This window comes from Intrasporangium sp. Soil_C_50 (assembly GCF_057656595.1).
Genome location: NZ_JBDGKB010000001.1, coordinates 587,814 through 614,759 on the forward strand (window position 1 = coordinate 587,814; position 26,946 = coordinate 614,759).

General features: G+C 70.9%; 29 protein-coding genes. 7 read left to right on the forward strand and 22 right to left on the reverse strand.

All coding sequences use genetic code 11. The features are described from left to right. Positions 1-43: 43 nt before the first annotated feature. From AC3A5R_RS02780 to AC3A5R_RS02790, 3 genes are all read left to right on the forward strand, one after another. Positions 44-829 (forward strand): polysaccharide deacetylase family protein, encoded by a 786-nt coding sequence (locus AC3A5R_RS02780; protein WP_487619248.1) that lies wholly within the window; start codon positions 44-46, stop codon positions 827-829. Between the two features lie 185 nt (positions 830-1,014). After that, positions 1,015-2,355 (forward strand): crotonyl-CoA carboxylase/reductase, encoded by a 1,341-nt coding sequence (gene ccrA / locus AC3A5R_RS02785; protein WP_487619249.1) that lies wholly within the window; start codon positions 1,015-1,017, stop codon positions 2,353-2,355. Positions 2,356-2,468: 113 nt separating this feature from the next. Beyond that, entirely contained in the window at positions 2,469-3,047 is a 579-nt protein-coding gene (locus AC3A5R_RS02790; protein WP_487619250.1) for a DinB family protein, read from the forward strand. A gap of 12 nt (positions 3,048-3,059) precedes the next feature. Here AC3A5R_RS02790 and AC3A5R_RS02795 read toward each other — a convergent pair whose 3' ends face one another. Beyond that, positions 3,060-3,971 (reverse strand): NAD(P)-dependent oxidoreductase, encoded by a 912-nt coding sequence (locus tag AC3A5R_RS02795; protein WP_487619251.1) that lies wholly within the window; start codon positions 3,969-3,971, stop codon positions 3,060-3,062. A gap of 110 nt (positions 3,972-4,081) precedes the next feature. On the opposite strand from AC3A5R_RS02795, the gene AC3A5R_RS02800 reads away from it, so the two are divergent. Beyond that, complete coding sequence (locus AC3A5R_RS02800) at positions 4,082-4,654, forward strand: TetR/AcrR family transcriptional regulator (RefSeq protein WP_487619252.1); 573 nt, start codon at positions 4,082-4,084, stop codon at positions 4,652-4,654. Positions 4,655-4,681: 27 nt separating this feature from the next. On the opposite strand, the gene AC3A5R_RS02805 is transcribed toward AC3A5R_RS02800, so the two are convergent. Further along, positions 4,682-4,990, reverse strand: coding sequence for a hypothetical protein (locus AC3A5R_RS02805; RefSeq protein ID WP_487619253.1), 309 nt, complete (start codon positions 4,988-4,990; stop codon positions 4,682-4,684). Positions 4,991-5,006: 16 nt separating this feature from the next. Next, positions 5,007-6,785 carry a 3-hydroxyacyl-CoA dehydrogenase family protein gene (locus AC3A5R_RS02810; RefSeq protein ID WP_487619254.1) on the reverse strand — a complete coding sequence of 593 codons (1,779 nt, stop codon included), beginning with the start codon at positions 6,783-6,785 and terminating at the stop codon, positions 5,007-5,009. A gap of 152 nt (positions 6,786-6,937) precedes the next feature. Here AC3A5R_RS02810 and nucS point away from each other — a divergent pair, with 152 nt between their 5' ends. After that, on the forward strand, positions 6,938-7,633 hold the full coding sequence (gene nucS, locus AC3A5R_RS02815) for an endonuclease NucS (RefSeq protein ID WP_487619255.1): 696 nt from the start codon (positions 6,938-6,940) through the stop codon (positions 7,631-7,633). A 45-nt stretch (positions 7,634-7,678) separates the two neighbouring features. Here nucS and AC3A5R_RS02820 read toward each other — a convergent pair whose 3' ends face one another. From AC3A5R_RS02820 to murA, 5 genes are all read right to left on the reverse strand, one after another. Further along, a complete protein-coding gene (locus AC3A5R_RS02820; RefSeq protein WP_487619256.1) occupies positions 7,679-8,368 on the reverse strand; it encodes a DNA alkylation repair protein in 690 nt (229 codons plus the stop codon). After that, positions 8,368-8,715 carry a hypothetical protein gene (locus AC3A5R_RS02825; RefSeq protein WP_487619257.1) on the reverse strand — a complete coding sequence of 116 codons (348 nt, stop codon included), beginning with the start codon at positions 8,713-8,715 and terminating at the stop codon, positions 8,368-8,370. The genes AC3A5R_RS02820 and AC3A5R_RS02825 overlap by 1 nt, the downstream gene beginning before the upstream one ends. A gap of 18 nt (positions 8,716-8,733) precedes the next feature. Then, complete coding sequence (locus tag AC3A5R_RS02830; protein ID WP_487620110.1) at positions 8,734-10,752, reverse strand: protein meaA; 2,019 nt, start codon at positions 10,750-10,752, stop codon at positions 8,734-8,736. Positions 10,753-10,855: 103 nt separating this feature from the next. Continuing rightward, entirely contained in the window at positions 10,856-11,212 is a 357-nt protein-coding gene (locus AC3A5R_RS02835) for an STAS domain-containing protein (protein ID WP_487619258.1), read from the reverse strand. A 178-nt stretch (positions 11,213-11,390) separates the two neighbouring features. Further along, the gene (gene murA, locus AC3A5R_RS02840) at positions 11,391-12,677 is read right to left on the reverse strand and encodes a UDP-N-acetylglucosamine 1-carboxyvinyltransferase (RefSeq protein WP_487619259.1); all 1,287 of its coding nucleotides are present in this window, start codon (positions 12,675-12,677) and stop codon (positions 11,391-11,393) included. A 65-nt stretch (positions 12,678-12,742) separates the two neighbouring features. Here murA and AC3A5R_RS02845 point away from each other — a divergent pair, with 65 nt between their 5' ends. Then, positions 12,743-13,384 carry a cob(I)yrinic acid a,c-diamide adenosyltransferase gene (locus AC3A5R_RS02845; RefSeq protein WP_487619260.1) on the forward strand — a complete coding sequence of 214 codons (642 nt, stop codon included), beginning with the start codon at positions 12,743-12,745 and terminating at the stop codon, positions 13,382-13,384. A gap of 116 nt (positions 13,385-13,500) precedes the next feature. On the opposite strand, the gene AC3A5R_RS02850 is transcribed toward AC3A5R_RS02845, so the two are convergent. Next, a complete protein-coding gene (locus AC3A5R_RS02850) occupies positions 13,501-13,938 on the reverse strand; it encodes a DUF2550 domain-containing protein (protein ID WP_487619261.1) in 438 nt (145 codons plus the stop codon). A 9-nt stretch (positions 13,939-13,947) separates the two neighbouring features. Further along, positions 13,948-14,226 carry a F0F1 ATP synthase subunit epsilon gene (locus AC3A5R_RS02855; RefSeq protein WP_487619262.1) on the reverse strand — a complete coding sequence of 93 codons (279 nt, stop codon included), beginning with the start codon at positions 14,224-14,226 and terminating at the stop codon, positions 13,948-13,950. Between the two features lie 120 nt (positions 14,227-14,346). Here AC3A5R_RS02855 and AC3A5R_RS02860 point away from each other — a divergent pair, with 120 nt between their 5' ends. After that, a complete protein-coding gene (locus AC3A5R_RS02860; RefSeq protein ID WP_487619263.1) occupies positions 14,347-14,784 on the forward strand; it encodes a DUF6918 family protein in 438 nt (145 codons plus the stop codon). A 131-nt stretch (positions 14,785-14,915) separates the two neighbouring features. On the opposite strand, the gene AC3A5R_RS02865 is transcribed toward AC3A5R_RS02860, so the two are convergent. From AC3A5R_RS02865 to AC3A5R_RS02920, 12 genes are all read right to left on the reverse strand, one after another. Further along, entirely contained in the window at positions 14,916-16,307 is a 1,392-nt protein-coding gene (locus tag AC3A5R_RS02865) for an NAD(P)/FAD-dependent oxidoreductase (protein ID WP_487619264.1), read from the reverse strand. 219 nt (positions 16,308-16,526) lie between these two features. Beyond that, positions 16,527-17,987 (reverse strand): F0F1 ATP synthase subunit beta, encoded by a 1,461-nt coding sequence (gene atpD / locus AC3A5R_RS02870; protein ID WP_487619265.1) that lies wholly within the window; start codon positions 17,985-17,987, stop codon positions 16,527-16,529. Positions 17,988-18,016: 29 nt separating this feature from the next. Continuing rightward, the gene (locus AC3A5R_RS02875; protein ID WP_487619266.1) at positions 18,017-18,952 is read right to left on the reverse strand and encodes a F0F1 ATP synthase subunit gamma; all 936 of its coding nucleotides are present in this window, start codon (positions 18,950-18,952) and stop codon (positions 18,017-18,019) included. Positions 18,953-19,053: 101 nt separating this feature from the next. Continuing rightward, a complete protein-coding gene (gene atpA, locus AC3A5R_RS02880) occupies positions 19,054-20,685 on the reverse strand; it encodes a F0F1 ATP synthase subunit alpha (protein ID WP_487619267.1) in 1,632 nt (543 codons plus the stop codon). A gap of 69 nt (positions 20,686-20,754) precedes the next feature. After that, entirely contained in the window at positions 20,755-21,567 is an 813-nt protein-coding gene (locus AC3A5R_RS02885; RefSeq protein WP_487619268.1) for a F0F1 ATP synthase subunit delta, read from the reverse strand. Beyond that, a complete protein-coding gene (locus AC3A5R_RS02890; RefSeq protein ID WP_487619269.1) occupies positions 21,567-22,145 on the reverse strand; it encodes a F0F1 ATP synthase subunit B in 579 nt (192 codons plus the stop codon). The genes AC3A5R_RS02885 and AC3A5R_RS02890 overlap by 1 nt, the downstream gene beginning before the upstream one ends. A gap of 56 nt (positions 22,146-22,201) precedes the next feature. Next, a complete protein-coding gene (atpE, locus tag AC3A5R_RS02895; protein WP_070193816.1) occupies positions 22,202-22,414 on the reverse strand; it encodes an ATP synthase F0 subunit C in 213 nt (70 codons plus the stop codon). 122 nt (positions 22,415-22,536) lie between these two features. After that, positions 22,537-23,319, reverse strand: coding sequence for a F0F1 ATP synthase subunit A (atpB, locus tag AC3A5R_RS02900; protein WP_487619270.1), 783 nt, complete (start codon positions 23,317-23,319; stop codon positions 22,537-22,539). A gap of 175 nt (positions 23,320-23,494) precedes the next feature. Continuing rightward, positions 23,495-23,833 carry an AtpZ/AtpI family protein gene (locus AC3A5R_RS02905; RefSeq protein ID WP_487619271.1) on the reverse strand — a complete coding sequence of 113 codons (339 nt, stop codon included), beginning with the start codon at positions 23,831-23,833 and terminating at the stop codon, positions 23,495-23,497. A gap of 14 nt (positions 23,834-23,847) precedes the next feature. Then, a complete protein-coding gene (locus AC3A5R_RS02910; protein ID WP_487619272.1) occupies positions 23,848-24,363 on the reverse strand; it encodes a Cg1360 family ATP-synthase-associated protein in 516 nt (171 codons plus the stop codon). Between the two features lie 145 nt (positions 24,364-24,508). Beyond that, positions 24,509-25,606 carry an MraY family glycosyltransferase gene (locus tag AC3A5R_RS02915; protein WP_487619273.1) on the reverse strand — a complete coding sequence of 366 codons (1,098 nt, stop codon included), beginning with the start codon at positions 25,604-25,606 and terminating at the stop codon, positions 24,509-24,511. A gap of 35 nt (positions 25,607-25,641) precedes the next feature. Then, positions 25,642-26,922 (reverse strand): serine hydroxymethyltransferase, encoded by a 1,281-nt coding sequence (locus AC3A5R_RS02920; protein WP_487619274.1) that lies wholly within the window; start codon positions 26,920-26,922, stop codon positions 25,642-25,644. Positions 26,923-26,946 lie beyond the last annotated feature (24 nt).

The following is a 26,946-nucleotide window of genomic DNA, read 5'->3' on the forward strand; positions in this document are numbered from 1 at the left end:
GGCACACCGGGATCGGGCCCGAGCGTCGCCGTAGCATCCGGGCATGGACATCTCGAGGCGGCGGGCGCTCACGGGCGGGGTCGGCGTGGCCGTGGGTGCGGTCGGCGCCGTCACGGTCCGGGCCGTGACCGACCGGCTCGCCGAGAACACGCCGCTGCCCTTCTACGGGAGCCCGGCGAGCGGCGTCCGTCCCGACCGCAGCGCGCCCGCCGCGGCCTCGGGAACCGTCGTGTGGGGCGGCGCCCCCACGACCCGCCGCATCGCCCTGACCTTCGACGACGGCCCGCACCCGGACTGGACGCCGAAGGTTCTCGCCGCCCTCGACGCGGCGCAGGCGCCGGCGACGTTCTTCTGCCTCGGGCGCAACGTGCGCGACCACGCGGCGATCCACCGCTCGAGCGTCGGCCGGCACGAGCTGGCCAACCACACCTGGGACCACCCCGACCTCGCCCGGTTCGCCTACGACCGCTGCCGCGACGAGATCAGCCGCACGACCGCCGAGATCGAGAAGGCCTGGGGCACCCCGCCGACGCTCTTCCGGCCGCCGTACGGGCACGTCGGCGGGGCGGCGGTGCTCGCCGCCGCCGAGCTGGGCCTGACGACCGTGATGTGGTCGGCCCAGGCCCGCGAGGACGTGGTCGCGAGCCACCCCGACGGGATCGTGGATGACCTCGCCTCGCTCGTGCACCCCGGCAGCATCGTGCTGGCCCACGACACCGGCTCGACCGACCGGCTGACGACCATCGACCGCCTGCCGCGGATCATCGAACGGCTGCGTGCCGACGGGTACGAGCTCGTCACCGTGTCGGCCCTGCTCGGCCGCACCTGAAGCCGGTCTGCGGCGCGTCGAGCGCTCGTGACCCACGTCACCTGTGGTGGGCGTCTCAGATCGGGCGCCGCCCTCCGGGCCCCTCACTACCGTCGAGTCACCTGCCGCCCGCGGCGAGCGGGCGCGTGCCACCCACGCTGATCAATGACGCTGACCAATGACGCTGCGACGTAAGGACCTTTGACATGCAGGCCATCCGCGACGCCATCCTCTCCGGCGACCGCACGCAGGAGACCTACGCTGCCCTCGAGATCCCGCAGACCTACCGCGGGGCCACCGTCCACAAGGACGAGGTCGACATGTTCGAGGGGATCGCGACCCGCGACAAGGACCCCCGCAAGTCGCTGCACATCGACGAGGTACCGGTCCCCGAGCTGGCACCGGGCGAGGCCCTCGTCGCCGTCATGGCCAGCGCCATCAACTACAACACCGTGTGGACCTCGATCTTCGAGCCGGTCTCGACGTTCGGGTTCCTCGAGCGCTACGGGCGCACGTCCGAGTACGCCAAGCGCCACGACCTGCCCTACCACGTCGTCGGCTCCGACCTCGCCGGCGTCATCCTCCGCACCGGGCCCGGCGTCACCAAGTGGAAGCCGGGCACCGAGGTCGTCGCGCACTGCCTCTCGGTCGAGCTCGAGGACGCCGAGGGCCACGACGACACGATGATGGACCCGCAGCAGCGCATCTGGGGCTTCGAGACGAACTTCGGCGGCCTCGCCGAGCTCGCGATCGTCAAGGCCAACCAGCTGATGCCCAAGCCGGGCCACCTGACGTGGGAGGAGGCCGCCTCCCCCGGACTCGTCAACAGCACGGCCTACCGCCAGCTCATCTCCAAGCACGGCGCCGCGATGAAGCTGGGCGACCGGGTGCTCGTCTGGGGCGCGTCGGGCGGCCTGGGCTCCTACGCGACCCAGATGGCCCTCGCCGGCGGCGCGACGCCGATCTGCGTCGTCTCCTCTCCCGAGAAGGCCCAGATCTGCCGCGACATGGGCGCCGACCTCATCATCGACCGGAACGCCGAGGGCTACCGGTTCTGGAACGAGGACGGCACCGAGCAGAACCCCAAGGAGTGGCAGCGCCTCGGCAAGAAGATCCGTGAGCTGACCGGCGGCTACGACGTCGACATCGTCTTCGAGCACCCGGGCCGGGAGACCTTCGGCGCCAGCGTCTACGTCGCACGCAAGGGCGGCACCATCGTCACGTGCGCCTCGACGTCGGGCTACATGCACGAGTACGACAACCGCTACCTCTGGATGAACCTCAAGCGCATCGTCAGCTCGCACTTCGCCAACTACCGCGAGGCGTGGGAGGCCAACGAGCTCGTCAACCGCGGCCTCATCCACCCGACGCTGTCCAAGACGTACGCGCTCGAGGAGGTCGGCCAGGCGGCGCTCGACGTGCACCAGAACGCCCACCAGGGCAAGGTCGGCGTCCTGACCCTCGCTCCCGAGGCGGGCCTCGGCATCACGAACCCGGACAAGCGCGCCGGCTTCGAGCACGCCATCAACCGCTTCCGCAACCAGTAGGACTGGACGGTCCCACCGACCTTCGGCCGGCGCCCACGCAACCGGTGGGCGCCGGCCTCGTCGTAGCCGCGCCGACCGGTTGCGCGGGCGCTTCGGCGTGGCAGGGTCGGTCCATGACCGTCCCGCCGACACCGCCCTCATCGCCCTCATCGCCCTCATCGCCCTCACCGCCGCCGTCGTGGCCCCAGACGCTCCCCGCGACGTTCTCCCGGGACGTCATCGACGAGCCCGCGCGGGCCCAGGCCGAGGCGTTCCTCGACGAGCACCGGGCCGCCCTGCGGGGTGCGCTCGACGGGCTCACCGAGGACGAGGCCCGGCGCTCACTCGTGCCGTCGGCGACGACGCTGCTCGGCCTCGTCAAGCACGCGACCTACGTCGAGAAGGTGTGGTTCGACCACGCGGTGAGCGGCCGCACCCGGGCCGAGATCGGCATCCCGGAGGACTCCCGCGACTCGTTCGTGCTCACCGACGCCGACACCGTCGCGTCGGTGTCGCAGGCCCACGCGGCGGCGTGCGAGGCCTCCCGCCGGGCGACGGCGCCCCTGGGCCTCGACGACCTCGTGCGCGGCCACCGGCTCGGACCGCTGCCGCTGCGCTGGGTCCACCTCCACGTGTTGCGCGAGCTCGCCCAGCACTGCGGCCACGCCGACATCCTGCGCGAGCAGGTGCTGGCCGCCCGGCCGGCCGACTGACGCCTCTGCGGATCAGCCGTCACCCGCCGGGGACGCAGGAGGTGGTCGCCCGCCGATCCCGTCCCGCACCTCGAGCGCCGTGATGACCGCGGCCATGTCGAGCGCCCCGGCCCCTGACTCCTCGACCTGCCGGAAGAGCTCGCGGGTCACGTCGAGCAGGGGGCTGACCGCGCCGACGGACCGAGCGGCCTCGGCGACGAGCCGGGTGTTGGTGTGGACGTCGCGGACCGCGGCCTGCGCCTCGAAGTCGCGCTCGGCGAGCTTGGCGAGCTTGACGGTCGACACAGCGCTCGCCATCGGCCCGAGGTCCAGGGCCTGCCGGAAGGCCGCCAGGTCCAGGCCCATCGCCGTCGCCAGGTGGTAGGCCTCCGCGAGGCCGGCGACCATGGTGCAGAGGTAGAGGTTGACCGCGAGCTTCGTACCGAGGCCCGAGGGAACCGGTCCGCAGCGCAAGACCGAGCGACACATCGGGTGCAGGAGCGGCACGACCTGCTCGGCCGCGTCGTCGGCGCCGGCGACGAGGCCCACGAGCTCCCCCCGTTCGGCCGGCACCCGCGACCCCGAGACCGGCGCCTCGACGTAGCGGCCCCCTGCCGCGACGACGTCGCGCTCGAGCCCGGCGGAGAACGCCGGGGACGTCGTTCCCAGGGCGACGACGGTCCGGTCGGCCACCATGGCGAAGCCGGGTCCCCCACGTCGGAGCACCTCGTCGACGGCGGCTTCGTGCGCCAGCATCAGCAGCACCACGTCGGACATCGCGAAGACCTCGTCGGGGCTCGAGGCCACCGTGGCGCCCAGCCGTCCGAGCTCCCCCGCGGCGCCGGGAGACCGGTTCCAGACCGTGAGCCTCACCCCGCGGCTCAGCAGGTTGGTGGCCATGGGTCGTCCCATGATCCCCAGCCCGATGAAGCCGACCCGGTCCATGTCGCCTCCCGTCCACTATGACGATCGTCATACTAGCGTCAGTTCATGACGACTGTCATAGTCGCCCTGACCGATCAGCGAGAGCACCGACCGAGAGCGAGGGACGGACCATGTCCGATGCGGGGCCCCGACAGCGCATCGTCTACGAGGCGGCGCAGCACCTGCGTCGCGCGGGGGTCACCGGGACGGGCCTTCGCCAGGTGGTCGCCGCCGCCGACGCACCGCGCGGGTCCCTCCAGCACTACTTCCCGGGCGGAAAGGACCAGCTCGTCGCCGAGGCCTTGGAGTGGTCAGGCGCCTGGGCGGCGGCACGCGTCGGGCACCACGTCACGCGGCTGCACCAACCGACGCCCGGCCGCCTGTTCGCCGCGGTCGTCGAGGACTGGGTCCGCGAGCTCGAGCGCCGTGACTTCGAGCGCGGCTGTCCCGTCGCGGCCGCGGTCGTCGACTGCGCCGGCTCCGACGCCACCGTCCGACAGGCCGCCTCGGCCGCGCTGGAGACGTGGCGACGTCCCCTCACCGACGCGCTCGCGCAGTTGGGCCGGAGCCGACGACGTGCCGAGACGCTGTCGACCCTCATGCTGTGCGCGCTCGAGGGCGCGATCCTGCTGGCACGTGCCCAGCGCGACACCGCGCCGCTGCGCCTGGTCGCGCGCGAGCTCGCCCCGGTCCTCGACGCCTGAGGCACCGCCCCGATGGGGCGGTCGTGCTCAGCGGTAGGCGTTGCCGGGCGGGCGGGCGTCCCGGCGCTGCCAGCACCCGGTGTGCCAGTGGCGCCGGTCATCGACCCCTCCGACGCCGTCGGCCGGCCACGCGACGACGTGCGGCACGCCCGGCAGGATGTCCTGCTGGCAGCCGGGACACAGGTACGGACGCGTCGCGGACGCCCCGCTCACCGAGCGGACCGTCCAGCGCCCGCCGGCGTAGGACTCCTCACGCGTGGACCCGCCCTGGATCCGGGTCACGTCGAGCGGCACGTGCTCGCGCGCGTGCTTGCTGGGACGACGGCGCGAGGGCATGCACCCAGCGTAGGTGTCAGGCGTAGGTGCGGAAGCCGCGGCCCGTCTTGCGGCCGAGGTAGCCGGCGGTGACGAGGTGCTCGAGCAGCGGCGCCGGGGCGTAGCCGCGCTCGCGGAACTCGAGGTAGAGCTCGCGCTCGATGGCGAGGGACACGTCGAGACCGACGACGTCGAGCAGCTCGAACGGGCCCATCGGCAGGCCGCAGCCGGTCTTCATCGCGGTGTCGATGTCGTCGGCCGTCGAGTAGTTGGCCTCGAGCATCTTGACGGCGTCGTTGAGGTACGGGAACAGCAGCGCGTTGACGATGAAGCCGGCGCGGTCACCGCAGGTCACGGGGTGCTTGCCGATGGTGCGGCACAGCTGCTGGACCGTCGCCACGACGTCGTCGGCCGTCGACACGGTGTGCACGACCTCGACGAGCCGCATCACCTGCGCGGGGTTGAAGAAGTGCATGCCGATCACGTCCTGCGGACGCGTCGTCGCGGCCGCGCACTCGACGACGGGCAGCGAGCTCGTCGTCGTGGCGAGGATCGCGCCGGGCCGGCAGATCTCGTCGAGGTTCTCGAACAGGGCGCGCTTGACGGTGAGGTCCTCGACGACGGCCTCGACGACGAGGTCGGCCTGCGCGAGGTCCTCGAGCCGCGTGGAGCCGGTGATGCGGCCCAGGGCGGCGGCACGCTCGTCCTCGGTCAGCTTGCCGCGCTGGATGCCCTTCTCGAGGCTGCGCTCGATGGCCGCGCGGACCGCGTCGACCTTGCCCTCGGACCGCGCGACGAAGGTGACGTCGAGGCCGGCCTTGGCGAAGACCTCGACCATGCCCGTGGCCATGGTGCCCGAGCCGACGACGCCGAGGGCGTGCACCGGACGCGTCGGGGCCCCTGACGCCTCGGCGGGCGCCGGCGTCAGGGCGTCGTCGACGACCTGCGAGCTGCCGGCCTCGGCGTAGGTGTAGAAGCCGCGGCCGCTCTTGCGGCCCTTGAGGCCGGCCGTGACCATCTGCTTGATGACCGGGCTCGGCGCGTGGAGGCGGTCGCGGCCCTGCTTGTACATCGTGTCGAGGATCTCGTAGGCGGTGTCGAGGCCGATGAGGTCCATGAGGGCGAGCGGGCCCATCGGGTAGCCGCAGCCGAGCTTCATCGCGGCGTCGATGTCCTCACGCGTCGCGTAGCGGCTCTCGAACATCGACACGGCGTGGTTGAGGTAGCCGAAGAGCAGCGCGTTGGCGATGAAGCCGGCCTTGTCACCGACGATGACGGGCTTCTTGCCCAGGCGCTCGGCCAGTGCCTTGACGTCGGCGAAGATCTCGTCGCTCGTGATGACGGTCTTGATGACCTCGACGAACTGGAGCACCGGGGCCGGGTTGAAGAAGTGCATGCCCACGACGCGCTTGGGGTTGATCGTCGCCACGGCGATCTCGGTGACGGGCAGCGAGCTGGTGTTCGTGGCGAGGATCGCGTCGTCGGCGACGATGGCGTCGAGGCGGGAGAAGATCTCCTTCTTCAGCTCGAGCTTCTCGGGCACGGCCTCGACGACGAGCTGGCACTCCTTGAGGTCGGCCATGTCGGAGGTGAACTGGACCCTGGCCGTGAGGGTCGCCTGCTCGTCCTCGGACAGCTTGCCGCGGGAGACGGCGCGGTCGGTCGAGTGCTGCAGGACGCCGCGGCCCTTCTCCACCGCCTCGTCGGTGACCTCGACCGCGACGACGTCGATGCCGTTGCGGGCGAAGACCTCGACGATGCCGGCACCCATCGTGCCGAGTCCGATGACACCAACCTTGGTGAACTCACGAGCCATGGGTGGCAGTCTCGCAGAGGCGTCCGCCCACCCACACCCGCACCGGGGGTGACGCTGCCCACGTGACGGCGCCCACGTGACGCCCACCCGACGGCACCGCGTGACGCGCCCACGTGGCACGGGGCCGGGCCGCCCTGCTCTAGGGTGACCGGGTGCGCCTCGTCATTGCCCGCTGCAGCGTCGACTACGACGGCCGTCTGACCGCCCACCTGCCGCTCGCGACCCGGCTGCTCGTCGTCAAGGCCGACGGCTCGGTGCTCGTGCACAGCGACGGCGGCTCGTACAAGCCGCTCAACTGGATGTCGCCGCCGTGCACCATGGCCGAGGTCGAGCCCGACGAGAGCCAGTCCGGCGACGGCGTCGTCGCCGTGTGGCGGGTGCAGCACGCGAAGTCCGAGGACCGCCTCTCGGTGCTCATCCACGAGGTGCTCCACGACAGCGCCCACGAGCTCGGCGTCGACCCCGGCCTCGTCAAGGACGGCGTCGAGGCGCACCTGCAGAAGCTGCTCGCCGAGCACATCCACACCCTCGGCCACGGCTACTCGCTCGTTCGCCGTGAGTACATGACCGCCATCGGCCCCGTCGACATCCTCGCCAGGGACGACGCCGGTGCGAGCGTCGCCGTCGAGATCAAGCGACGCGGCGAGATCGACGGCGTCGAGCAGCTGACCCGCTACCTCGAGCTGATGAACCGCGACCCGCACCTCGCGCCGGTCACCGGCGTCTTCGCCGCCCAGCAGATCAAGCCGCAGGCCCGCACCCTCGCCGAGGACCGCGGCATCCGCTGCGTCGTCCTCGACTACGACGCCCTCAAGGGCATCGACGACGCCGAGTCCCGCCTCTTCTGAGCGCCCGCGTCCGATGCGCCCGGCGGGTCTGACGCGTCACGCGGGTCAGACGTAGCGGGAGCGCAGCTCCGGCGGGAGCTTCTCGACGGCGAGGCGCACGGCGGGCCGCGGCATCCGCGCGACGTTCTCGTCGAGGAAGGCCAGGAGGCGCTTCTCGTCGCGGGCGGCCGCGTGCTTGAGGAAGATGCCGACAGGCTTGTGCACCAGGGGGTTCCGGTCGCCGGCGAGCAGGTCGGCGATCCCGTAGCCGGCCTCGACGTCGGGGGTGTCGAGGAACCCGAGCGGAGCGGCCATCGCGGTACGCCGGCGCAGGGCGTCGGAGGAGCCGGCGAGGTCGCGCAGGATCTGCTTGTCGCGCCCGACGAGCCACAGTCCGATGACCCTCGGCGCCGCCCGGTCGACCATGTCCCACGTCGTGATCCGGTGGTGGTGGCCGAGATAGGTGCGGGCCAGGGTGCCGCGCTCGTGGGCGCCGGTGCGGCGTCGGCGCGCCTTGAAGTCGAGGACGCACAGCGCGGCGAGGCGCGGCTCGTACGCAGGCAGCGCGAGCAGGCGCTCGACCTCAGGCAGCGGCAGGCTCGTGTGGCGCCGGGCGATCGCGAAGAGCGTGCCCATGCGGACACCGATGGCCTCCTCGCCCTCGGCGAGCCGCTTGCGGACCTTGGCGAGGTCCTCCTCGGTGCGCTCCTGCTCGAGCTCGGCGACGACGGCGTCGGCCGTGCCCGAGAGCGGCATCAGGCCAGGCCCTCGAGGGGCCGGCGCGACACCCCGTCGGCGTCGACGATCAACAGCACCGGCTCGGCGTCCGACCCGCCGCGCACGACGACGACGGTCTCGCCGCGGTGCTGGTCGACGATCTGCCCCAACCCCTCCGAGCCGTCGGAGAGGTCGCCGTGGCCGAGGTGCGAGGGCACTCCGAGGTCGTCGGCGAGCGACTCGACCGGGCCGGTGTCGGGCACGTCGTCGGCCGCGTAGACGGCCTGGACCTTCTCGAGGTGGATCGCCGAGGCGAGCCAGCCGACGTCGGCCAGCCCGGGCGGGTTGACGACGACGATTCGCGCGGCGCACTGCAGGTCGCTCATGCCCCGACGCTACGCCAGTCAGGCCGGTGCGGTCTCGAGCGGCGCGAGACCACGTGCCTGCCGGATGACGCCGACCATCTCGCCCATGATCTCGTTGAGCCCGAAGTCCTTGGGCGTGAAGACCATCGCCACCCCTTCCTCGCGCAGCGCCGCGGCGTCGGACTCCGGGATGATGCCCCCGACGACGACCGGCACGTCGCCCGCCCCGGCCTCGCGCAGGCCGCGCAGCACCTCGGGCACGAGCTCCATGTGCGAGCCGGAGAGGATCGACAGGCCGACGAGGTGCACGTCCTCGGCCACCGCGGCCGCGACGATCTGCTCGGGCGTCAGGCGGATGCCCTGGTAGACGACCTCGAACCCGGCGTCGCGGGCCCGCACCGCCACCTGCTCGGCACCGTTGCTGTGGCCGTCGAGCCCGGGCTTTCCGACAAGGAGGCGCAGCTTCTCGCCGAGCTCCTCGCCGGTGCGGGCGACGAGCCCGCGGACGCGAGCAAGGTCGTCGCCAGGCTCCGAACCGCCGACGCCCACCGACCCGGAGACCCCTGTGGGAGCGCGGTACTCGCCGAACTCCTCGCGCAGCGCTCCAGCCCACTCCCCCGTCGTGACGCCTGCCCGGGCGCACTCGAGCGTGGCCGCCATGAGGTTGGTGCCCGACGCCGCGTCGGCCCGCAGGCGCTCCAGCGCCCACACCGCCCGGGACTTGTCGGACGCGTCGGCGTCCCTCGAGTCGCGCCAGGCGCGCACCGCCTCGGCGGCGGCCTGCTCGACCGACGCGTCGACGGTCTGGATCGCGGTGCCGAGGTCGGCGGTCAGCGGGTTGGGCTCGGTGGTCTCGAACCGGTTGAGCCCGACGATGACCTCGTCGCCCCTCTCGATCCGTCGACGACGCTCGGCGTGCGAGGCGACGAGCGCCGACTTCATGTAGCCCGACTCGACGGCCGCGACGGCGCCGCCCATCTCCTCGATGCGCGCCATCTCGGCCTTCGCCCCGGCGACGAGCTCGGCCACCTTCCGCTCGACGACGACCGACCCGGCGAAGAGGTCGTCGTACTCGAGCAGGTCGGACTCGAAGGCGAGCACCTGCTGCATCCGCAGGCTCCACTGCTGGTCCCACGGCCGCGGCAGGCCGAGCGCCTCGTTCCACGCCGGCAGCTGGATCGCACGGGCGCGGGCGTCCTTGCTCAAGGTCACTGCGAGCATCTCGAGGACGATCCGCTGCACGTTGTTCTCCGGCTGCACCTCGGTCAGGCCGAGGCTGTTGACCTGCACGCCGTAGCGGAAGCGTCGGGCCTTGTCGTCGGTGACGCCGTAGCGCTCGCGGGTCAGCTCGTCCCACAGCTCGACGAAGGCCCGCATCTTGCACATCTCCTCGACGAACCGCACACCGGCGTTGACGAAGAAGGAGATTCGCGCCACGACCGCCGAGAACTCCTCTGCCGGAACCTGGCCCGAGTCGCGCACGGCGTCGAGCACTGCGACGGCGGTGGACATCGCGAAGGCGATCTCCTGCACCGGCGTCGCGCCGGCCTCCTGCAGGTGGTAGCTGCAGATGTTGATGGGGTTCCACTTCGGGATCTCGCGCACCGTGTACGCGACGAGGTCGGTGATGAGCCGCAGCGAAGGCCCGGGCGGGAACACGTAGGTGCCCCGCGACAGGTACTCCTTGATGATGTCGTTCTGGGTGGTGCCGGCGAGCGCGTGGACCCACTCCACCGCGTCCTCGTCCGCGTCATCGGCCTGCCGCTCGGCGGCCACCTGGTAGAGCGCGAGCAGCCACATCGCCGTGGCGTTGATCGTCATCGAGGTGTTCATCTCGCGCAGCGGGATGCCGTCGAAGAGTGCGGCCATGTCGCCGACGTGGCTGACCGGCACGCCCACCTTGCCGACCTCGCCGCGGGCGAGCGGGTGGTCGGGGTCGTAACCGGTCTGGGTCGGCAGGTCGAACGCGACGGACAGCCCCGTCTGGCCCTTGTCGAGGTTGCGCCGGTACAGGGCGTTGCTCGCGGCGGCGCTCGAGTGGCCGGCGTAGGTCCGCATGACCCACGGTCGGTCGCGCTGCGGCCGGGCCGGTGCGGGCGGGGCACTCTCCGTCGAGGACATGGCTCGACGGTAGCGGCGGGCCCTTGCGCCGGGGAGTCGCTCAGGCGGTGAGAGGCGCCACAGTCGCGGCGGTCTGCGTCGCGAGGATGCGGTCGAGGCGGCAACCCCGGACGAGGCGCGTCGTGCGGTCGGTCGGGTCGACGAGCAGCAGCCGACGTTCGGCGCGCGTGGCACGGCGATGCAGGTGCACGAGGACCCCGAGCCCGGTGGCGTCACCGATCTCGGCGTCGGCCAGGTGGAGGCGGATGTCGCCGCGCCCCTGGGGGATGATCGCGTGGATCGCGTCGCGGATGTCCGGCACCGTGTGCATGTCGAGGCGACCCTCGATGATGACGTCGTGCCCATCCGGTCCGTCGACTACTCGGACCGGTCCCCTGCGGTGGGTTTTCAGCGCCATCGTGGACCCCTCTCAACGCGGCTGCCGTCACCATGATGACGCGCCGTGTCCCGGAAACGTTGCCTTGAGGAGTCAAGATCCAGTCAAGAAAATACGTGCGGCGCGTGCAGATCGGCAGGAGTCCGAGTGCCTCCCGACGGACGAACCGGGGCAGTCCCGACGAACCGTGCGGACGGGCTCACTCGAAGTCGGGGGCGTCGTCCGGCTCGCGGGTGACGTCGGCACCGAGCGCCCGCAGCGCCACCTCGAACCGCGGGTAGCCGCGGTCGATGTGGTGGACGCCGCTGACGAGGGTGTCGCCCTCGGCGACCAGCCCCGCGATGACCAGCGCGGCGCCGGAGCGGATGTCGCTGCTCTCGACCGGCGCGCCAGACAGCAGCGGCACGCCGTGCGTCATGACGTGGTGCCCGTCGACCTGGGCCTCGGCCCCGAGGCGGGCCAGCTCCTGGACGGTGCGGAAGCGGGCCTCGAAGAGGTTCTCGGTGATCATCGCCGAGCCGTCCGCGACGACGTTGTAGGCCAGCGCGAACGGCTGCAGGTCGGTCGGGAAGCCCGGGTAGGGCAGCGTCGCGACGTCGAACGAGCGCGGCCGGCCGTCACGCACCGCGACGCGGAAGCCGCGGTCCGTCGACTCGACGGTGCACCCGGCGTCGGCGAGCATCCCGAGCGGCACCCGGAGGTGGTCGGCCACTCCCCCGACGACCTGGACGTCGCCGCGGGTCGTCGCCGCGGCGAAGGCCCACGTGCCGGCGGCGATGCGGTCGGGCACGACGGCGTGCTCGGTCGGCGACAGCGCCTCGACGCCGTGCACGACGATCCGTGAGGTGCCCGCACCCTCGATCCGCGCCCCCATCGAGGTGAGCATGGTCGCGATGTCGATGATCTCGGGCTCCCTGGCCACGTTGTCGATCGTCGTCGTACCGCGGGCCAGGACCGAGGCCGTCAGGGCGTTCTCGGTGGCGCCGACGCTCGGGAAGTCGAGGCGGATCTCGGCGCCTCGCAGACCGTCGGGCGCCTCGGCGACGAGGTAGCCGTGCGTCACGTGGACCCGGGCCCCCAGCGACTCCAGCGCCGCGGCGTGCAGGTCGAGGCCACGTGAGCCGATGGCGTCACCGCCCGGCACGGCGACGTCGGCCTGGCCGGTGCGGGCCACGAGCGGGCCGAGCACCGAGATCGAGGCGCGCAGCGCCCGGACGAGCTCGTAGTCGGCGCGGTGGCCGATCGTGGCGGGGACGTCGAGGACGACACGGTTGTCCTCGGGCACGTAGTCGACGTCGACGCCGAGGCGCCGGAGCAGCTCGGCCATGATCGTCACGTCGGCGATGGCCGGCACGTTCGTCAGGGTCGTACGGCCCTCGGCGAGCAGCGCCACGGCCATGAGCTTCAGGGCGCTGTTCTTGGCACCCACGACGGTGACGTCGCCGACCAGGCGGGCCCCACCGACGACACGGAATCGCTCTCTCACCCACCGAACCCTATCCGGGTCACCCGCCCACCCGGCCGGGCCGGCCCGGGTGAGAGAGTGACCCCATGGTCAACCTGACGCGGATCTACACCCGGACGGGCGACGACGGCACGACGAGCCTCGGCGACTTCTCGCGGACGAGCAAGAACGACCCGCGCCTGCACGCGTACGCCGACGCCAACGAGGCCAACGCCGCCATCGGCATCGCCGTCGCCTGCGGCGAGCTGCCCGAGGAGGTCGTCACGACGCTGCGCCGCGTCCAGAACGAGCTGTTCGACGTCGGGGCCGACCTCTCGACGCCGCTGCGCGCCTCATACGAGTACCCGCCGCTTCGCGTCGAGCAGCCGTGGATCGACGACCTCGAGGCCGACTGCGACCACTACCTCGACCAGGTCGAGAAGCTCCGCTCCTTCATCCTGCCCGGAGGCACCGCCGGCTCGGCCCACCTGCACCTCGCGACGACCGTGACGCGTCGGGCCGAGCGCGCCGCGTGGGCCGCCGTCGAGGCGCACGGCGTCGAGCCCGGTGGCGACGGCGACGCGCGGGGGCTCGGCGGGGTCAACGTCCTCACCGCGAAGTACCTCAACCGGCTGTCCGACCTGCTCTTCATCCTGGCCCGTGTCGCCAACAAGCCCATCGGCGGCGACATCCTGTGGCAGCCCGGCGGCGGCCGCGTCGAGAAGCCCCAGCGACGCGCCAGGGCCTGACCGTCCGCACGTGCGCCGCGCGAACTGCGCCACGGCGCACTTCCAGCGCAGATCCGGGCCCATCGACCGCGCGAAACTGCGCCACGGCGCAGTTCGCGCGGGTCGTCCGCCCGGCGTCAGGCGACGTTGACGTTGTAGCCGGGAGGCGCGGCCTCCTGCCAGGACCGCAGCGCCGTGTAGGCGGATCCCTGCAGGGCCAGCTCGAAGCCGGCCTCGCCGTCGGTGCACGGCACCATGCTGGCGTCGGGCAGCAGCGGGATCGACTCGGTGCCGGTCAGCGGCACCGGGGCCTCGATCCGCAGCCGCTGGCGTGCCCAGCGGCGCTTCGGGCGCACGGAGACGCCCCCGAGCGCGAACCACTCGAGGGCGTTGTCACCGAACCTGATGAGACCGAGGCGCCAGCGGGCCGTGCCGGGCTGGCGCAGGCCACAGAGCGTCAGCTGCAGGCCGCGCGCGATGTAGCGCCGACGGAGGTAGGTCGTCGTGAGGATGACGACGGCGAGGGCGAGCAGCGTGCCGATCACGATCTCGGTGGAGACGAGAACGGACGGCACGCGCGAACCTCAGTGGTTCGTCTGGAGCGAGGATGCGTCGACGTGCTCGGCGACGATCGTCACGACGTCGGAGTCGACCGACAGGAAGCCGCCGTCGACCATGACCGTGCTGCGCTCGCCCTCGAGGGAGTCGATGGAGACCTCGCCCTCGACGAGGATGCCGAGCAGCGGGGTGTGGCCGGGCAGGATGCCCAGCTCGCCCGAGATGGACCGGGCGCGTACGAACTTGGCCTCGCCCTCCCAGACCTTTCGGTCGGCGGCGACCATCTCAACCTTGAGCGAACTCACAATTCCTCCGGATCGTGGGGGTGTGCCTCGCAGTTTAGTGCCTCTGCAAGGATGCTCCGTACCGCGCGGTGGCTCCCGCCGCCCGCACCGATCCCCCCACCCTCCACAGGAGTCCGATCCATGAGCACTGCCGTGTCCGACGCCCTCCTCGACCCGACCCGCCGCCCTGTCGCGGTCGACACCCTCACCGACGTCATCGATGCCGAGGTCGCCGACAAGTCCGGCTTCGGCGGTGCCGCGGTCAAGACGGGCTACGCCGCGGCCAAGAAGCTCGGCGGCAACTTCGTCTCGAGCGCCACCGACCGTCTCCTGCCCCAGTTCGCCTCGGCCCTCGACCCGTTCTGGGCGACCAAGGGCGCGGCACCGTTCGGCGCGCACCTGGCCGGCCAGTCCGACGCCGTCGCCGACGCGCTGCTGTCCGTCACCGACACCAAGGCCGCGAACACCTCGCACGGCGCCGCGGCGAAGGTCTACGGCACGCTGCGCGGCAAGGCCAAGGAGCACGTCGTGGCGGCACTCCCCCGCCTCGGCGCGGCCGTGGAGCGCCTCGTCCCGTGACGACGCCGGCCTGAGGCATCCGCCGACGGCGCGACGACGCCCCACCGGGCGCTGAACGAGGCCCCGACCGCCGTGCGGTCGGGGCCTCGTCGCGTCTGGGGCCGGCGCGGTCGGTGGCGGGGCGGCCGGGCTCAGGCCGACCGGTCCGCCGGCTCGTGCGGCCGGTCCTTGGGCAGGCGCGGCAGCTCGGGGTGGAACCGGTCGCCGAGGTCGTGGATGGCCTGCCGGGCGAACACCTGCTGCTCGGTCACGGTGCGCTCGGACCGGCCCCGGCCCAGGAAGCTGACGACCCAGTGCAGCAGCGTCGTGATCCGGTGCTTGAACCCGATGATGTAGACGAGGTGGACGGCGAGCCACAGCAGCCACGCGATGAACCCGCTGAACTGCGCCTTGCCCACCGACGCCACGGCGGAGAACCGCGAGATCGTGGCCATCGAGCCCTTGTCGAAGTACTCGAAGGGGCCCTTGGGCTCCTTGCCCTCGAGGCGGCGGCGGATCTGGTCGGCCGCATACCGCCCGCCCTGGATGGCGACCTGCGCGACGCCGGGGAGGTTGTCGAGCGCCATCATGTCGCCCACGACGAACACCTCGGGGTGGCCGGGCAGCGTCAGGTCGGGCTGCACGGCGATCCGGCCGGCCCGGTCGAGCGTGGCACCGCTCTGCTCGGCGAGCTGCTGACCGAGCGGCGAGGCGCTGACGCCCGCGGCCCAGACCTTGCAGACCGACTCGATGCGCTCGCGGCTGCCGTCCTCGCGCTCGACCTCGATGCCCGTCGAGTCGACCCCGACGACCTTGGCCCCGAGGCGCACCTCGACGCCCATCGAGGTGAGGCGCTGCACAGCGCGGTCGCCGAGCTTCTCGCCGAACGAGCCGAGGACGGCCGGCGCGGCGTCGAGGAGGATGACCCGCGCCTTCGTCGGGTCGATGCGGCGGAAGTCGCGGCGCAGGGTGCGGCGTGCCAGCTCGGCGATCTGCCCCGCCATCTCGACACCGGTGGGCCCGGCGCCGACGACGACGAAGGTCATGAGCCGATCGATCTCGGCCGGCGTCGAGGCGAGCTCCGCCAGCTCGAAGGAGCCGAAGATCCGGCCGCGCAGCTCGAGGGCGTCGTCGATCGACTTCATGCCGGGCGCGTGCCGGGCGAACTCGTCGTTGCCGAACCAGGACTGGCCCGCCCCGGCAGCGACGACGAGCGAGTCGTAGGGGGTCACCGTCTCGCGGCCGACCGTCGAGTGGGTGACGGCGCGGTTCGCCAGGTCGATTCCCGTGACGTCACCGAGGAGCACCCGCGCGTTGTCCTGGCGGCGCAGCACCTCCCGCGTCGAGGGCGCGATCTCGCCCTCGGACAGGATGCCGGTGGCGACCTGGTAGAGCAGCGGCTGGAACAGGTGGTGCGTCGTGCGGGCGACGAGCGTCACGTCGACGTCGGCCCGCTTGAGGCGCTGGGTGGCGAAGAGGCCGCCGAACCCGGAACCGATGACGACGACGCGGTGGCGCGGGGCCTGCGGGGTGGACGTGCTCACGAAGGGGTCCTTCCGTCTCGAGGTGGTGAACTCGTCGGCGATGACGGTGTGTCCACTCTCGTCAACACCTCACGTACCCAGGGCATGCCCGTCGTCGTTGCGGTGAGTCGCCGGAGCGAGACGTCTCGATGGCTGGTGCCAACGTCGGACGGGGAGGGCCCATTGGGCTCCTCCCCGTCCTCGGGTCGCATGGAACATGCGGTCAGACTGGCACAGTGGTCAGAGGTTCTTCTGGATCTCCGCCCACTGACGCTCGACGTCGTCGAGGCCACCACACATGAAGAAGGCCTGCTCGGCGACGTGGTCGTACTCGCCGTCGGCGATCTTCGTGAACGCCTCGATGGTGTCGACCAGCGGCACCGTCGAACCCTCGATGCCGGTGAACTGCTTGGCGACGTAGGTGTTCTGCGACAGGAAGCGCTGGATGCGGCGCGCGCGGTTGACGAGGATCTTGTCCTCCTCGGACAGCTCGTCGATGCCGAGGATCGCGATGATGTCCTGCAGCTCCTTGTTGCGCTGGAGGATCGACTTGATGCGCACCGCGGTGTTGTAGTGCTCGGCCGTGATGTAGCGCGGGTCGAGGATGCGCGAGGTCGAGGTCAGCGGGTCGACGGCGGGGTAGATACCCATCGACGCGATGTCACGCGAGAGCTCGGTCGTGGCGTCGAGGTGCGCGAACGTCGTGGCGGGGGCCGGGTCGGTGTAGTCGTCGGCGGGCACGTAGATCGCCTGCATCGAGGTGATCGAGTGACCACGCGTCGAGGTGATGCGCTCCTGGAGCACACCCATCTCGTCGGCGAGGGTCGGCTGGTAGCCGACGGCGGACGGCATGCGCCCGAGGAGGGTGGAGACCTCGGAACCGGCCTGCGTGAAGCGGAAGATGTTGTCGATGAAGAGGAGAACGTCCTGCTTCTGGACGTCGCGGAAGTACTCCGCCATCGTCAGCGCCGACAGGGCGACGCGCAGACGCGTGCCCGGCGGCTCGTCCATCTGGCCGAAGACGAGGGCGGTCTGCCCGAGGACGCCCGCCTCCTCCATCTCGACCATGAGGTCGTTGCCCTCACGGGTGCGCTCGCCGACACCGGCGAACACCGACACACCACCGTGGTCGCGGGCCACGCGGGCGATCATCTCCTGGATGAGCACCGTCTTGCCCACACCGGCGCCACCGAAGAGGCCGATCTTGCCACCCTGGACGTACGGGGTCAGCAGGTCGATGACCTTGATGCCCGTCTCGAACATCGTCGTCTTGGACTCGAGCTGGTCGAAGGCCGGGGCCTTGCGGTGGATGCCCCAGCGCTCGGAGACCTCGAGGGTCTCGCCCTCGGCGAGGTTCATGCAGACGCCGGTGGTGTTGAAGACCTTGCCGAGGGTCACGTCGCCGACGGGGACCGTGATCGGACCGCCGGTGTCCTGCACGGCCGAGCCGCGGACGAGGCCGTCGGTCGGCTGCAGCGAGATGGCGCGGACCATGTTGTCGCCGATGTGCTGGGCGACCTCGAGGTTGAGGTCCTTCGTCTCGCCGGCGAGGGTCACCTCGGTGGTGAGCAGGTTGTACTGCTCGGGCATCGCGTCGACGGGGAACTCCACGTCGACGACCGGGCCGATGATGCGGGAGATGCGGCCGACGCCGCCCGCGGCCTCGGCAGCCACAGCGTTGTCACTGACGGTTGCAGTCATGGTGGTTGACTTCCTTACCTCTGGGCGGGTTACTTCTGGGCGTCCGCGAGGGCGTTCGCGCCGCCCACGATTTCGCTGATCTCTTGGGTGATGCCGGCCTGGCGGGCCTGGTTGGCCAGGCGCTGGTAGGTCTTGATGAGCTCCGTCGCGTTGTCCGTCGCCGACTTCATGGCGCGCTGGCGTGCCGCGAGCTCGGACGCCGCCGAGGACAGCAGCGCCGTGAAGATGCGGTTGCGCACGTACTTCGGCAGCAGCTGGTCCAGCACCTCGGACGCGCTCGGCTCGAACGAGTACTCGGGCGGGATCTGCCCGTCCTCGTACCGGTTGACCGTGAGGTCCAGGCCCTCCTCGCCCTCGTCGTCGGCCTCGACGACCTCGAGCGGGAGCAGTCGCAGCACGTGCGGCTCCTGGCGGACCATCGAGCGGAAGCGGGTGAAGACGACGTGGATCTCGTCGTGGCCGCCCTCGGCGTAGTCCTTGAGGAAGTCCGCGGTGATCCGGTCGGCGATCTCCTTGGCGTTCTCGAACGTCGGGGCGTCGGAGAAGCCGGTCCACTCGGCGGCGTACTCGCGCCGGCGGAACTTGTAGTAGCTGACCGCCTTGCGACCGACGAGGTAGGAGGAGACCTCCTTGCCCTCGGCCTGCAGGTGCGCGATGAGCTCGGCGCTGCGCTTGATGGCGGACACGGAGTAGGCACCGGCGAGGCCACGGTCCGCGGTGATGATGACGACACCGGCGCGCTTGGCGTCGGGGTTGTCGGTCGTCAGCGGGTGGTCCTCGTTGGTGTTGGTGGCCACGGCGGACACGGCGCGCGTCAGGGCGGTCGTGTACGGCATCGCCTCGGCCGCCTTCTGGCGGGCCTTGACGACGCGCGCGGCCGCGATCAGTTCCATCGCGTTGGTGATCTTCTTGATGGACTGGACGGACTTGATGCGCTGGCGGTAGATCCGCATCTGCGCTCCCATGAGCTCCGCCTCTCTTGGTCTGGAAGGGTCGGTCGAGGAGTGTGGGGGTGGTGGCGCCCCTGGTGCCGCTCAGCGAGGCCGAGCGGCACCGGGGCGGCGACTCACTTGTTCTTGACGATCTTCGCCTGGGCGATCGCGTCGTCGTCGAGCTCCTCGGCCTCCTCGTGGCCGGCCTCGAGGCCGTCACGACCGGTGCCGCGGAAGGTGAACTTGACCTCGTCGACGACCTTGCTCAGGGCCGTCTCGGTGTCCTCGTCGAGCTTCTGCGTCTCGCGGATCGTCTGGAGGATCTTGCCGTCGCGACGCAGCGTCTCGAGCAGCTCGGTCTCGAAGGCGCGGATGTCCTCGACCGCGACGTCGTCGAGACGACCCGTCGTGCCGGCCCACACCGAGACGACCTGCTCCTCAACCGGGTACGGGTTGCTCTGCGGCTGCTTGAGCAGCTCGACGAGGCGCGCACCACGGGCGAGCTGGGCTCGCGAGGCGGGGTCGAGGTCGGAGGCGAACATCGCGAACGCCTCCATGGCACGGAACTGCGCGAGGTCGAGCTTGAGTCGACCGGCGACCGACTTCATCGCCTTGATCTGCGCGGCACCACCGACGCGGGACACCGAGACACCCACGTCGATCGCCGGACGCACGTTGGCGTTGAAGAGGTCGGCCTGCAGGTAGATCTGGCCGTCGGTGATCGAGATGACGTTGGTCGGGATGTACGCCGAGACGTCACCGGCCTTCGTCTCGATGATCGGCAGGCCGGTCATCGAGCCGTGGCCCAGGTCGTCGGACAGCTTCGCGCAGCGCTCGAGGAGCCGCGAGTGCAGGTAGAAGACGTCACCCGGGTAGGCCTCGCGGCCCGGCGGGCGGCGCAGCAGCAGCGACACGGCGCGGTAGGCCTCGGCCTGCTTGGACAGGTCGTCGAAGACGATGAGGACGTGCTTGCCCTGGTACATCCAGTGCTGGCCGATGGCCGAACCGGTGTACGGGGCGAGGTACTTGAAGCCGGCCGAGTCGGACGCGGGCGCCGCGATGATCGTCGTGTACTCGAGCGCGCCGGCCTCCTCGAGGGTGCCGCGGACCGACGCGATGGTCGAGCCCTTCTGGCCGATGCCGACGTAGATGCAGCGGACCTGCTGGTCCGGGTCGCCGGACTCCCAGTTGCGCTTCTGGTTGATGATCGTGTCGATCGCGACGGTCGTCTTGCCCGTCTGGCGGTCGCCGATGATGAGCTGGCGCTGACCGCGACCGATCGGCGTCATGGCGTCGATCGACTTGATGCCGGTCTGAAGCGGCTCGTGCACCGACTTGCGCTGGACGACCGTCGGCGCCTGCAGCTCGAGTGCGCGGCGCTCCTCCGACTTGATCTCGCCGAGACCGTCGATGGGGTTGCCGAGCGGGTCGACGACGCGGCCGAGGAAGTCGTCACCGACGGGGACCGAGAGGACCTCGCCCGTGCGCTTGACCGACTGGCCCTCCTCGATGCCGGCGAAGTCACCGAGGACGACGACACCGATCTCGTGGACGTCGAGGTTGAGCGCGAGGCCCAGCGTGCCGTCCTCGAACTGGAGCAGCTCGTTCGTCATGGCCGAGGGCAGGCCCTCGACGTGGGCGATGCCGTCGCCGGCGTCGCTGACGCGGCCGACCTCTTCGCGGGAGGCCGCGCCCGGCTCGTAGGACTGGACGAAGGAGTCCAGTGCGTCCCGGATCTCCTCCGGACGGATCGAAAGCTCCGTCATGTCAGATCTTCTCCTCGGTTTCGACCCGGGGTTGCGGGCCGGTGGGTGTTCACAGCAGGTGGTGGGGCCTCAGGCGCCCATGGCGCGGCGTGCGCCGTCGAGCTTGCGGATGACGGTCCCGTCGATGACCTCGTCACCGATCTCGACCTTGACGCCGCCGAGGACCCGGGGGTCGACGACGGTGTTGACGTGGACCTTGCCGCCGTAGATCGCGGCGAGGCCGGCAGCGAGACGCTCACGGTCGCCGTCGGTGAGCGGGACCGCGGACGTCACCGTCGCGGTCTGCTGCTCACGCCGGGCGGACGCGATGTCGAGGTAGGCCTCGACGGTGCGGTCGAAGCGTCGCCCACGGGGCGACACGACGGCCTGGCGGGCCAGCGCGAGGGTCTCGGGGGCGACCTTGCCCTCGAGGAGCTTCGCGACGAGCGCCCCACGCGGCTCGGCCGGCGCCGAGGCGTCGGTGAGCGCGGTGCGCAGGGCCGCGTCGGCGGCGACGATCCGCTCGAAGCGGAACAGCTCGTCCTCGACGCGGTCGGCGCGGTCGGCCGTCTCGGCCTCGGCGATGACCGTCTCGACGGCGTAGCCCTCGACGGTGTCGGACAGGTCGCGCTCGGTGCTCCACCGCTGCGCGGCGACGCCCTTGAGCACGACGAGCGCCTCGGCGCTCACCTTGCCGGCGAGGAGTCGCTCGACGAGGGTGGCCTTGTCGGCCCCCTCGCGCGACGGGTCACCGACGGCGCGACGCAGGGTCGCGTTGCCGTCGAGCAGCCCGACGACCGCGAAGAGCTCCTCGGCCAACCGCGAACGGTCGGCACCGGCGGCGAGCACGCCGGTGAACGCGTCGCGGCTGGCGGCCGCTGCTGCGCGTGAGGATCCCTGCATCAGCGGTCCCCGACCTTCTCGCGGACGACGTCGCCCGACTCGAGCTCGGCGAGGAAGCGCTCGACGATGCCCTTCTGGCGGGTCTCGTCCTCGAGCGACTCACCGACGATGCGGCTCGCGAGCTCGGTCGAGATGCGGCCCACGTCGCCACGCAGCGAGACGAGGGCCTGCTGGCGCTCGGCCTCGATCTGCTTGTGCGCGGTGTCGGTGATCCGCGAGGCCTCGCCGACGGCGTGCTCGCGCATCTCGGCGATGATCTGCGCACCCTGGGCCTTGGCGTCCTCACGGATGCGGGCGGCCTCGGCGCGGGCCTCGACGAGCTGCGCCTGGTACTGCTCGAGCGCGGCCTGGGCCTGGGCCTGGGCCTCCTCGGCCTTGTTCATGCCGCCCTCGATGGCCGCGGTGCGCTCGGCGTAGATCTGCTCGAGGCGCGGCACGACCGTGCGCTTCACGACGAAGTACAGGGCCGCGAAGACCACGAGGCCGAAGAAGAACTCCAGCGGGTGCGGGATGATCGGTGCCGCGGTGGCCCAGAAGCCGCTCTCACCGCTCTCGGCGGTCATGGTCACTGCATGCATGCGGGTCTCCTAGAGAGAAACGGTCGGTACGTCGACGAGCTGTCGCCCTGAGGGGCTCAGCCGGCCTTGAAGACGAACGCGAGCGCGATACCGAAGATGGCGAGGGCCTCGGTGATGGCCATGCCGAGGAAGGCGATCGGCTGGAGCATGCCGCGGGCCTCGGGCTGGCGGGCGACGCCGTTGATGTACGCGGCGAAGATGAGGCCGACACCGATACCGGGGCCGATGGCGGAGAGGCCGTAACCGAGGATGGCGATGTTGCCGGTCATGTTGATTCCATTTCCTTCTGGTCGGTCCCGGTGGCGGTTACCAACGGGGCTGGGTGAAGCGTGTGGTGGAACGGGTGGAGCAGGTCGTGCGGGTCGTGCGGTCGTGCTGGTCGGTGCGGCCGTCAGTGCTCGTCGGCCAGGGCGCCCCCGATGTAGAGCGCGGCGAGGAGCGTGAAGACGTAGGCCTGCAGGAACTCCACGAGGAGCTCGAACAGGGTCATGACGACGGCGAAGATCCACGTGACGCCGCCGGCGACGACGAGGATGCCGCCGTTGGTGAGCATGTACCAGCCGCCCGTGATGAACAGGACGATGAGGATGTGGCCGGCGAACATGTTGCCGAAGAGTCGCAGCGCGAGCGTGACCGGCCGGGTGAAGAGGTCGGTGATGAGCTCGAGGATGAAGATCGGGACGATCATGCCCTTGGGCAGGCCGGCCGGGACGAGCGACTTCCAGTACCCGATGAAGCCGTGCTTGCGCATGCCGACGACGTGGAAGACGACCCAGACGATGAGCGACAGCGCGATCGGGAAGCCGATGCGGCTCATCGTCGGGTAGCTGAACGGCGGGACGACGCCGAAGAAGTTGTTGACGAGGATGATGACGAACAGCGAGAAGAGCAGCGGAACGAACTTGAGGAACTCCTTGGACCCGATGAGGTCCTTGGCGATCCCGTTGCGCACGACCCCGTAGAGGGCCTCGGTGGCCATCTGGCCGCGGCTCGGGACGAGCGCCTTCTTGCGCGTCGAGGCGATGAGCCACCAGATGACGAGGATGGCGGACACGGCCATGAGCAGCATCGGGCGGGTGACGGCCCACGGACCATCGGTGCCCCACAGCGGCTGCCAGAACTCGCTGACTCCAGGGGCCTCGAAGTCCGTCGGTGCGGCGGCGACGATGCTCACGGATTACTCCTTCGTACGTTCTGGGCTGCTCGTCCGATGACGCCGGTCATCGGCACGGGGTTGGGGCCCGAAGCTGTGGTGGTGGGGTGCCAGGCCCTGGTGCTGCAGATGCTGCAGGTGCTGCTCGGCGGGCCGGGCGGCGTCGCGCCGGCTGGCGACGCTCCGTCCGCCTGGCTCAATGCGTACCGTATCGGAACCAGATCAGGTAGAGCGACAGGGCCATCCCCCCGACGATTCCCACCCCGACCAGCCACGACGTGCCCAGCCAGTGGTCGGCGAGGGCACCGAGGCCCCCGTAGACGAGCGGGCCCGTCAACAGGTAGGCGACCGACTTCCAGGCAGAGTCGGACTCGCGCCGGTTCTCGGCGTTGAGCCGCTCCCGCTCCTGCTCCTGCTGCTCGGCAGCCGTGGGCGGACGCGTGGGCTCGGTGGGCTCGGTGGGCTCGGTGGGCTCGGTGGGCTCGGTGGGCTCGGTGGGCTCGCTGCCGGACGGCGGCGTCGACGGGGTACTCATGGTGACCTCCCTGCTCACGACTCATCACGCGGCTCCCGCGGCGGCTCGGACGGGCTGTCGGCGGGGGCTGAGGACGAGGCGTCCGACGCGGCGTCTGTGTCCGTGTCGGTCTCGGGGTCGAAGGCGAAGATGCGCAGGCGCTTGTACGCCCGCATCTCGAAGAAGAGCCACACGACGGCGCAGACCGTGACGGACACGCCGATGGCGTACCCGGAGGCCCACGTGACGTCGCGGAGGGCGAAGAGGGTGACGCCGAGGACCAGCACCTTGACGGTGTAGGTCGCCATGACGATGGCCATGACCGTGGTGGGCGCCAGGTGCGCGGTGTAGCGCATGGCGAGCAGCGTCAGCGTGAAGAAGAAGATGACGAGGGCCGCGCCGATCGCGGCCGACCAGGCGGCCTTGGGGCTGGAGAAGAGCCCGACGACGATGCAGACGGCGCCGGCGACGAGGGTCGGCGGCAGCGACCCGCGCAGGAGCTGCGCGAACGCATCGTTCTGGGATGCGGTGCGGGCCGGGGTGGTGCTCACGGGAAGACCTGCCTGGGTGCGTCTGGTCGGCGGGGACCGGGTGGGCTGCTGACGGTCGCTGGTACTCGATTGTCTTGTGCGGAAAGAAGATCCGCGCCCTTCGGAGTGCCGTTCTCAGACTCTCCTCAGGTGCTTGTGAATGCTATCACAAGCGTTCGACGGGGCTCCACCGCGGGAGCCAGACGGTGAGCACGACACCGATCACGGCTGCCGCGCCGACGACGGCGAGCGGGCGCCAGCCGTCCCAGATGACGAACGACACCGACCCGAGAGCCACGATGGCTGCCCACAGGTAGAGGATGAGGACGGCCCGGCGGTGACCGTGCCCGATCCGCAGCATCCGGTGGTGCAGGTGCTTGGCGTCGGCATCCCAGGGCTTCTGGCCGGCCAGCGTGCGCCGGACGACGGCCAGGACCATGTCGAGCAGCGGCAGCATGAGCACGGCCAGCGGCACGACGATCGGCAGGAAGGCCGCGGTGACCTCGTTGCCGCTCACCTGGGACGGGTCGACGTTTCCCGTGAGGGTGATCGTCGCCGCCGACATGAGCAGGCCGAGCGTCAGCGCCCCGGAGTCACCCATGAAGAGCCGCGCCGGGTGGAAGTTGTGCGGCAGGAAGCCGGCGCACACCCCGACGAGCGCCGCCGAGATGAACGTCGCCGTCGAGAAGACGTTGGCCGGCACGAACGAGCGCGACACGATGTAGCTGTACATGAAGAACGCGAGCGCCGCGATCCCGACGACGCCCGCGGCGAGCCCGTCGAGTCCGTCGATGAAGTTGACGGCGTTGGTCCAGACCATGACGACGATGATGGTGAAGAGCACGAGCACCGGGGTGGGCAGGATCGTCGTGCCGAAGATCGGCAGCGACAGCAGCTGCACGCCGGTGTAGGCCATCAGCCCCGCCGCGAGGATCTGCCCGGCCAGCTTGGTGATCCAGTCGAGCTCGCGGATGTCGTCGAAGGCGCCGAGCAGGCAGACGACTCCACCGGCGAGGACGACCCCGATGATCTGCTTCGAGGAGAAGAGGGAGCCGAGGTACGGCAACGCCCGCGCGACGAGCGCCGCCGCGACGAACCCGATGTAGATCGCCACTCCCCCGAGCCGCGGGATCGGCGTCGTGTGGACGTCGCGCGAGCGGACCGCCGTGAAGGCGCCCGTCGCGACCGCGAGGCTGCGCACGAAGGGTGTGGCGAGGTACGTGACCGCTGCGGCCACGATGAGGACGAGGACGTACTCGTGCACCTACCGACCCTCGCTCGGGCGCCGACCGCGGACGGTCAGCGGGGGTAGGCCGGGAAGCGCGTGACGAGGTCGGTGACCTCGGCGCGGACCTCCTTGCTCACCGGGTGGTCGGGGTCTGCGTCGCCCTGGGTCACCGACGTGTGGATGAGACGCGCGATGGTCTCCATCTCCGGCAGGCCCATGCCCTGGGTCGTCACGGACGGCGTGCCGACGCGGATGCCGCTCGCGATGTTCGGCTTCTGCGGGTCGAACGGGATGGCGTTCTTGTTCAGGACGATGCCGGCCGCGTCGGCGCGGGCCTCGGCATCCTTGCCCGTGACGCCGATGCCCTGCAGGTCGAGCAGCGACAGGTGGGTGTCGGTGCCGCCGGTGGTCGGGCGGATGCCGACGTCCTTGAGGCTCTGCGCGAGCTGCTTGCTGTTGGCGATGACGTCGGCGGCGTACTGCTGGTACTCCGGCGTCGCGCACTCCTTGAAGTTGACCGCCTTGGCCGCGATCGTGTGCATCTGCGGGCCGCCCTGCATCATCGGGAAGACGGCCTTGTCGAGCGCTGCGGCGTGCTCCTGCTTGCACACGAGCGCGCCCGAGCGCGGGCCGCGCAGCACCTTGTGGGTGGTGAACGTGACGACGTCGGCGTAGGGCACCGGCGACGGGATCGCCTTGCCGGCGACGAGGCCGATGAAGTGCGCGGCGTCGACCCAGAGAATCGCGCCGACCTCGTCGGCGATGGCGCGGAAGCGCGCGAAGTCGATGAGGCGCGGGATGGCCGACCCGCCGGCACAGATGACCTTGGGGCGGTGCTCCTTGGCGAGGCGCTCGACTTCGTCGTAGTCGATGTCCTCGGAGTCCTTGTCGACGCCGTAGGGCACCGCGTCGAACCACTTGCCGGAGAAGGACACCTTGGCGCCGTGGGTCAGGTGACCACCCATCGGCAGCGCCATCGCGAGGAGGGTCTCGCCCGGCTTCATGAACGCGCCGTACACGGCCTGGTTGGCGCTCGCCCCCGAGTGCGGCTGGACGTTGGCGTGGTCGGCCCCGAAGAGCTCCTTGGCCCGCTCGATGGCGATCGTCTCGGCCTTGTCGACCTCGGAGCAGCCACCGTAGTAGCGACGCCCCGGGTAGCCCTCGGCGTACTTGTTCGACAGCGTCGACCCGAGAGCGGTGAGCACCGCCGGGGAGCTGATGTTCTCGCTCGCGATGAGCTGCAGGCCGCCTCGGATGCGGTCGAGCTCGGACAGGAGCACGCCGGCGATGTCCGGGTCGAAGGACTGGAGGGCGCCGAAGTCGGAGCCGTAGAACGTCGTGTCGTCAGCCATGGGACATCTCCGGGAGGTGCGGGG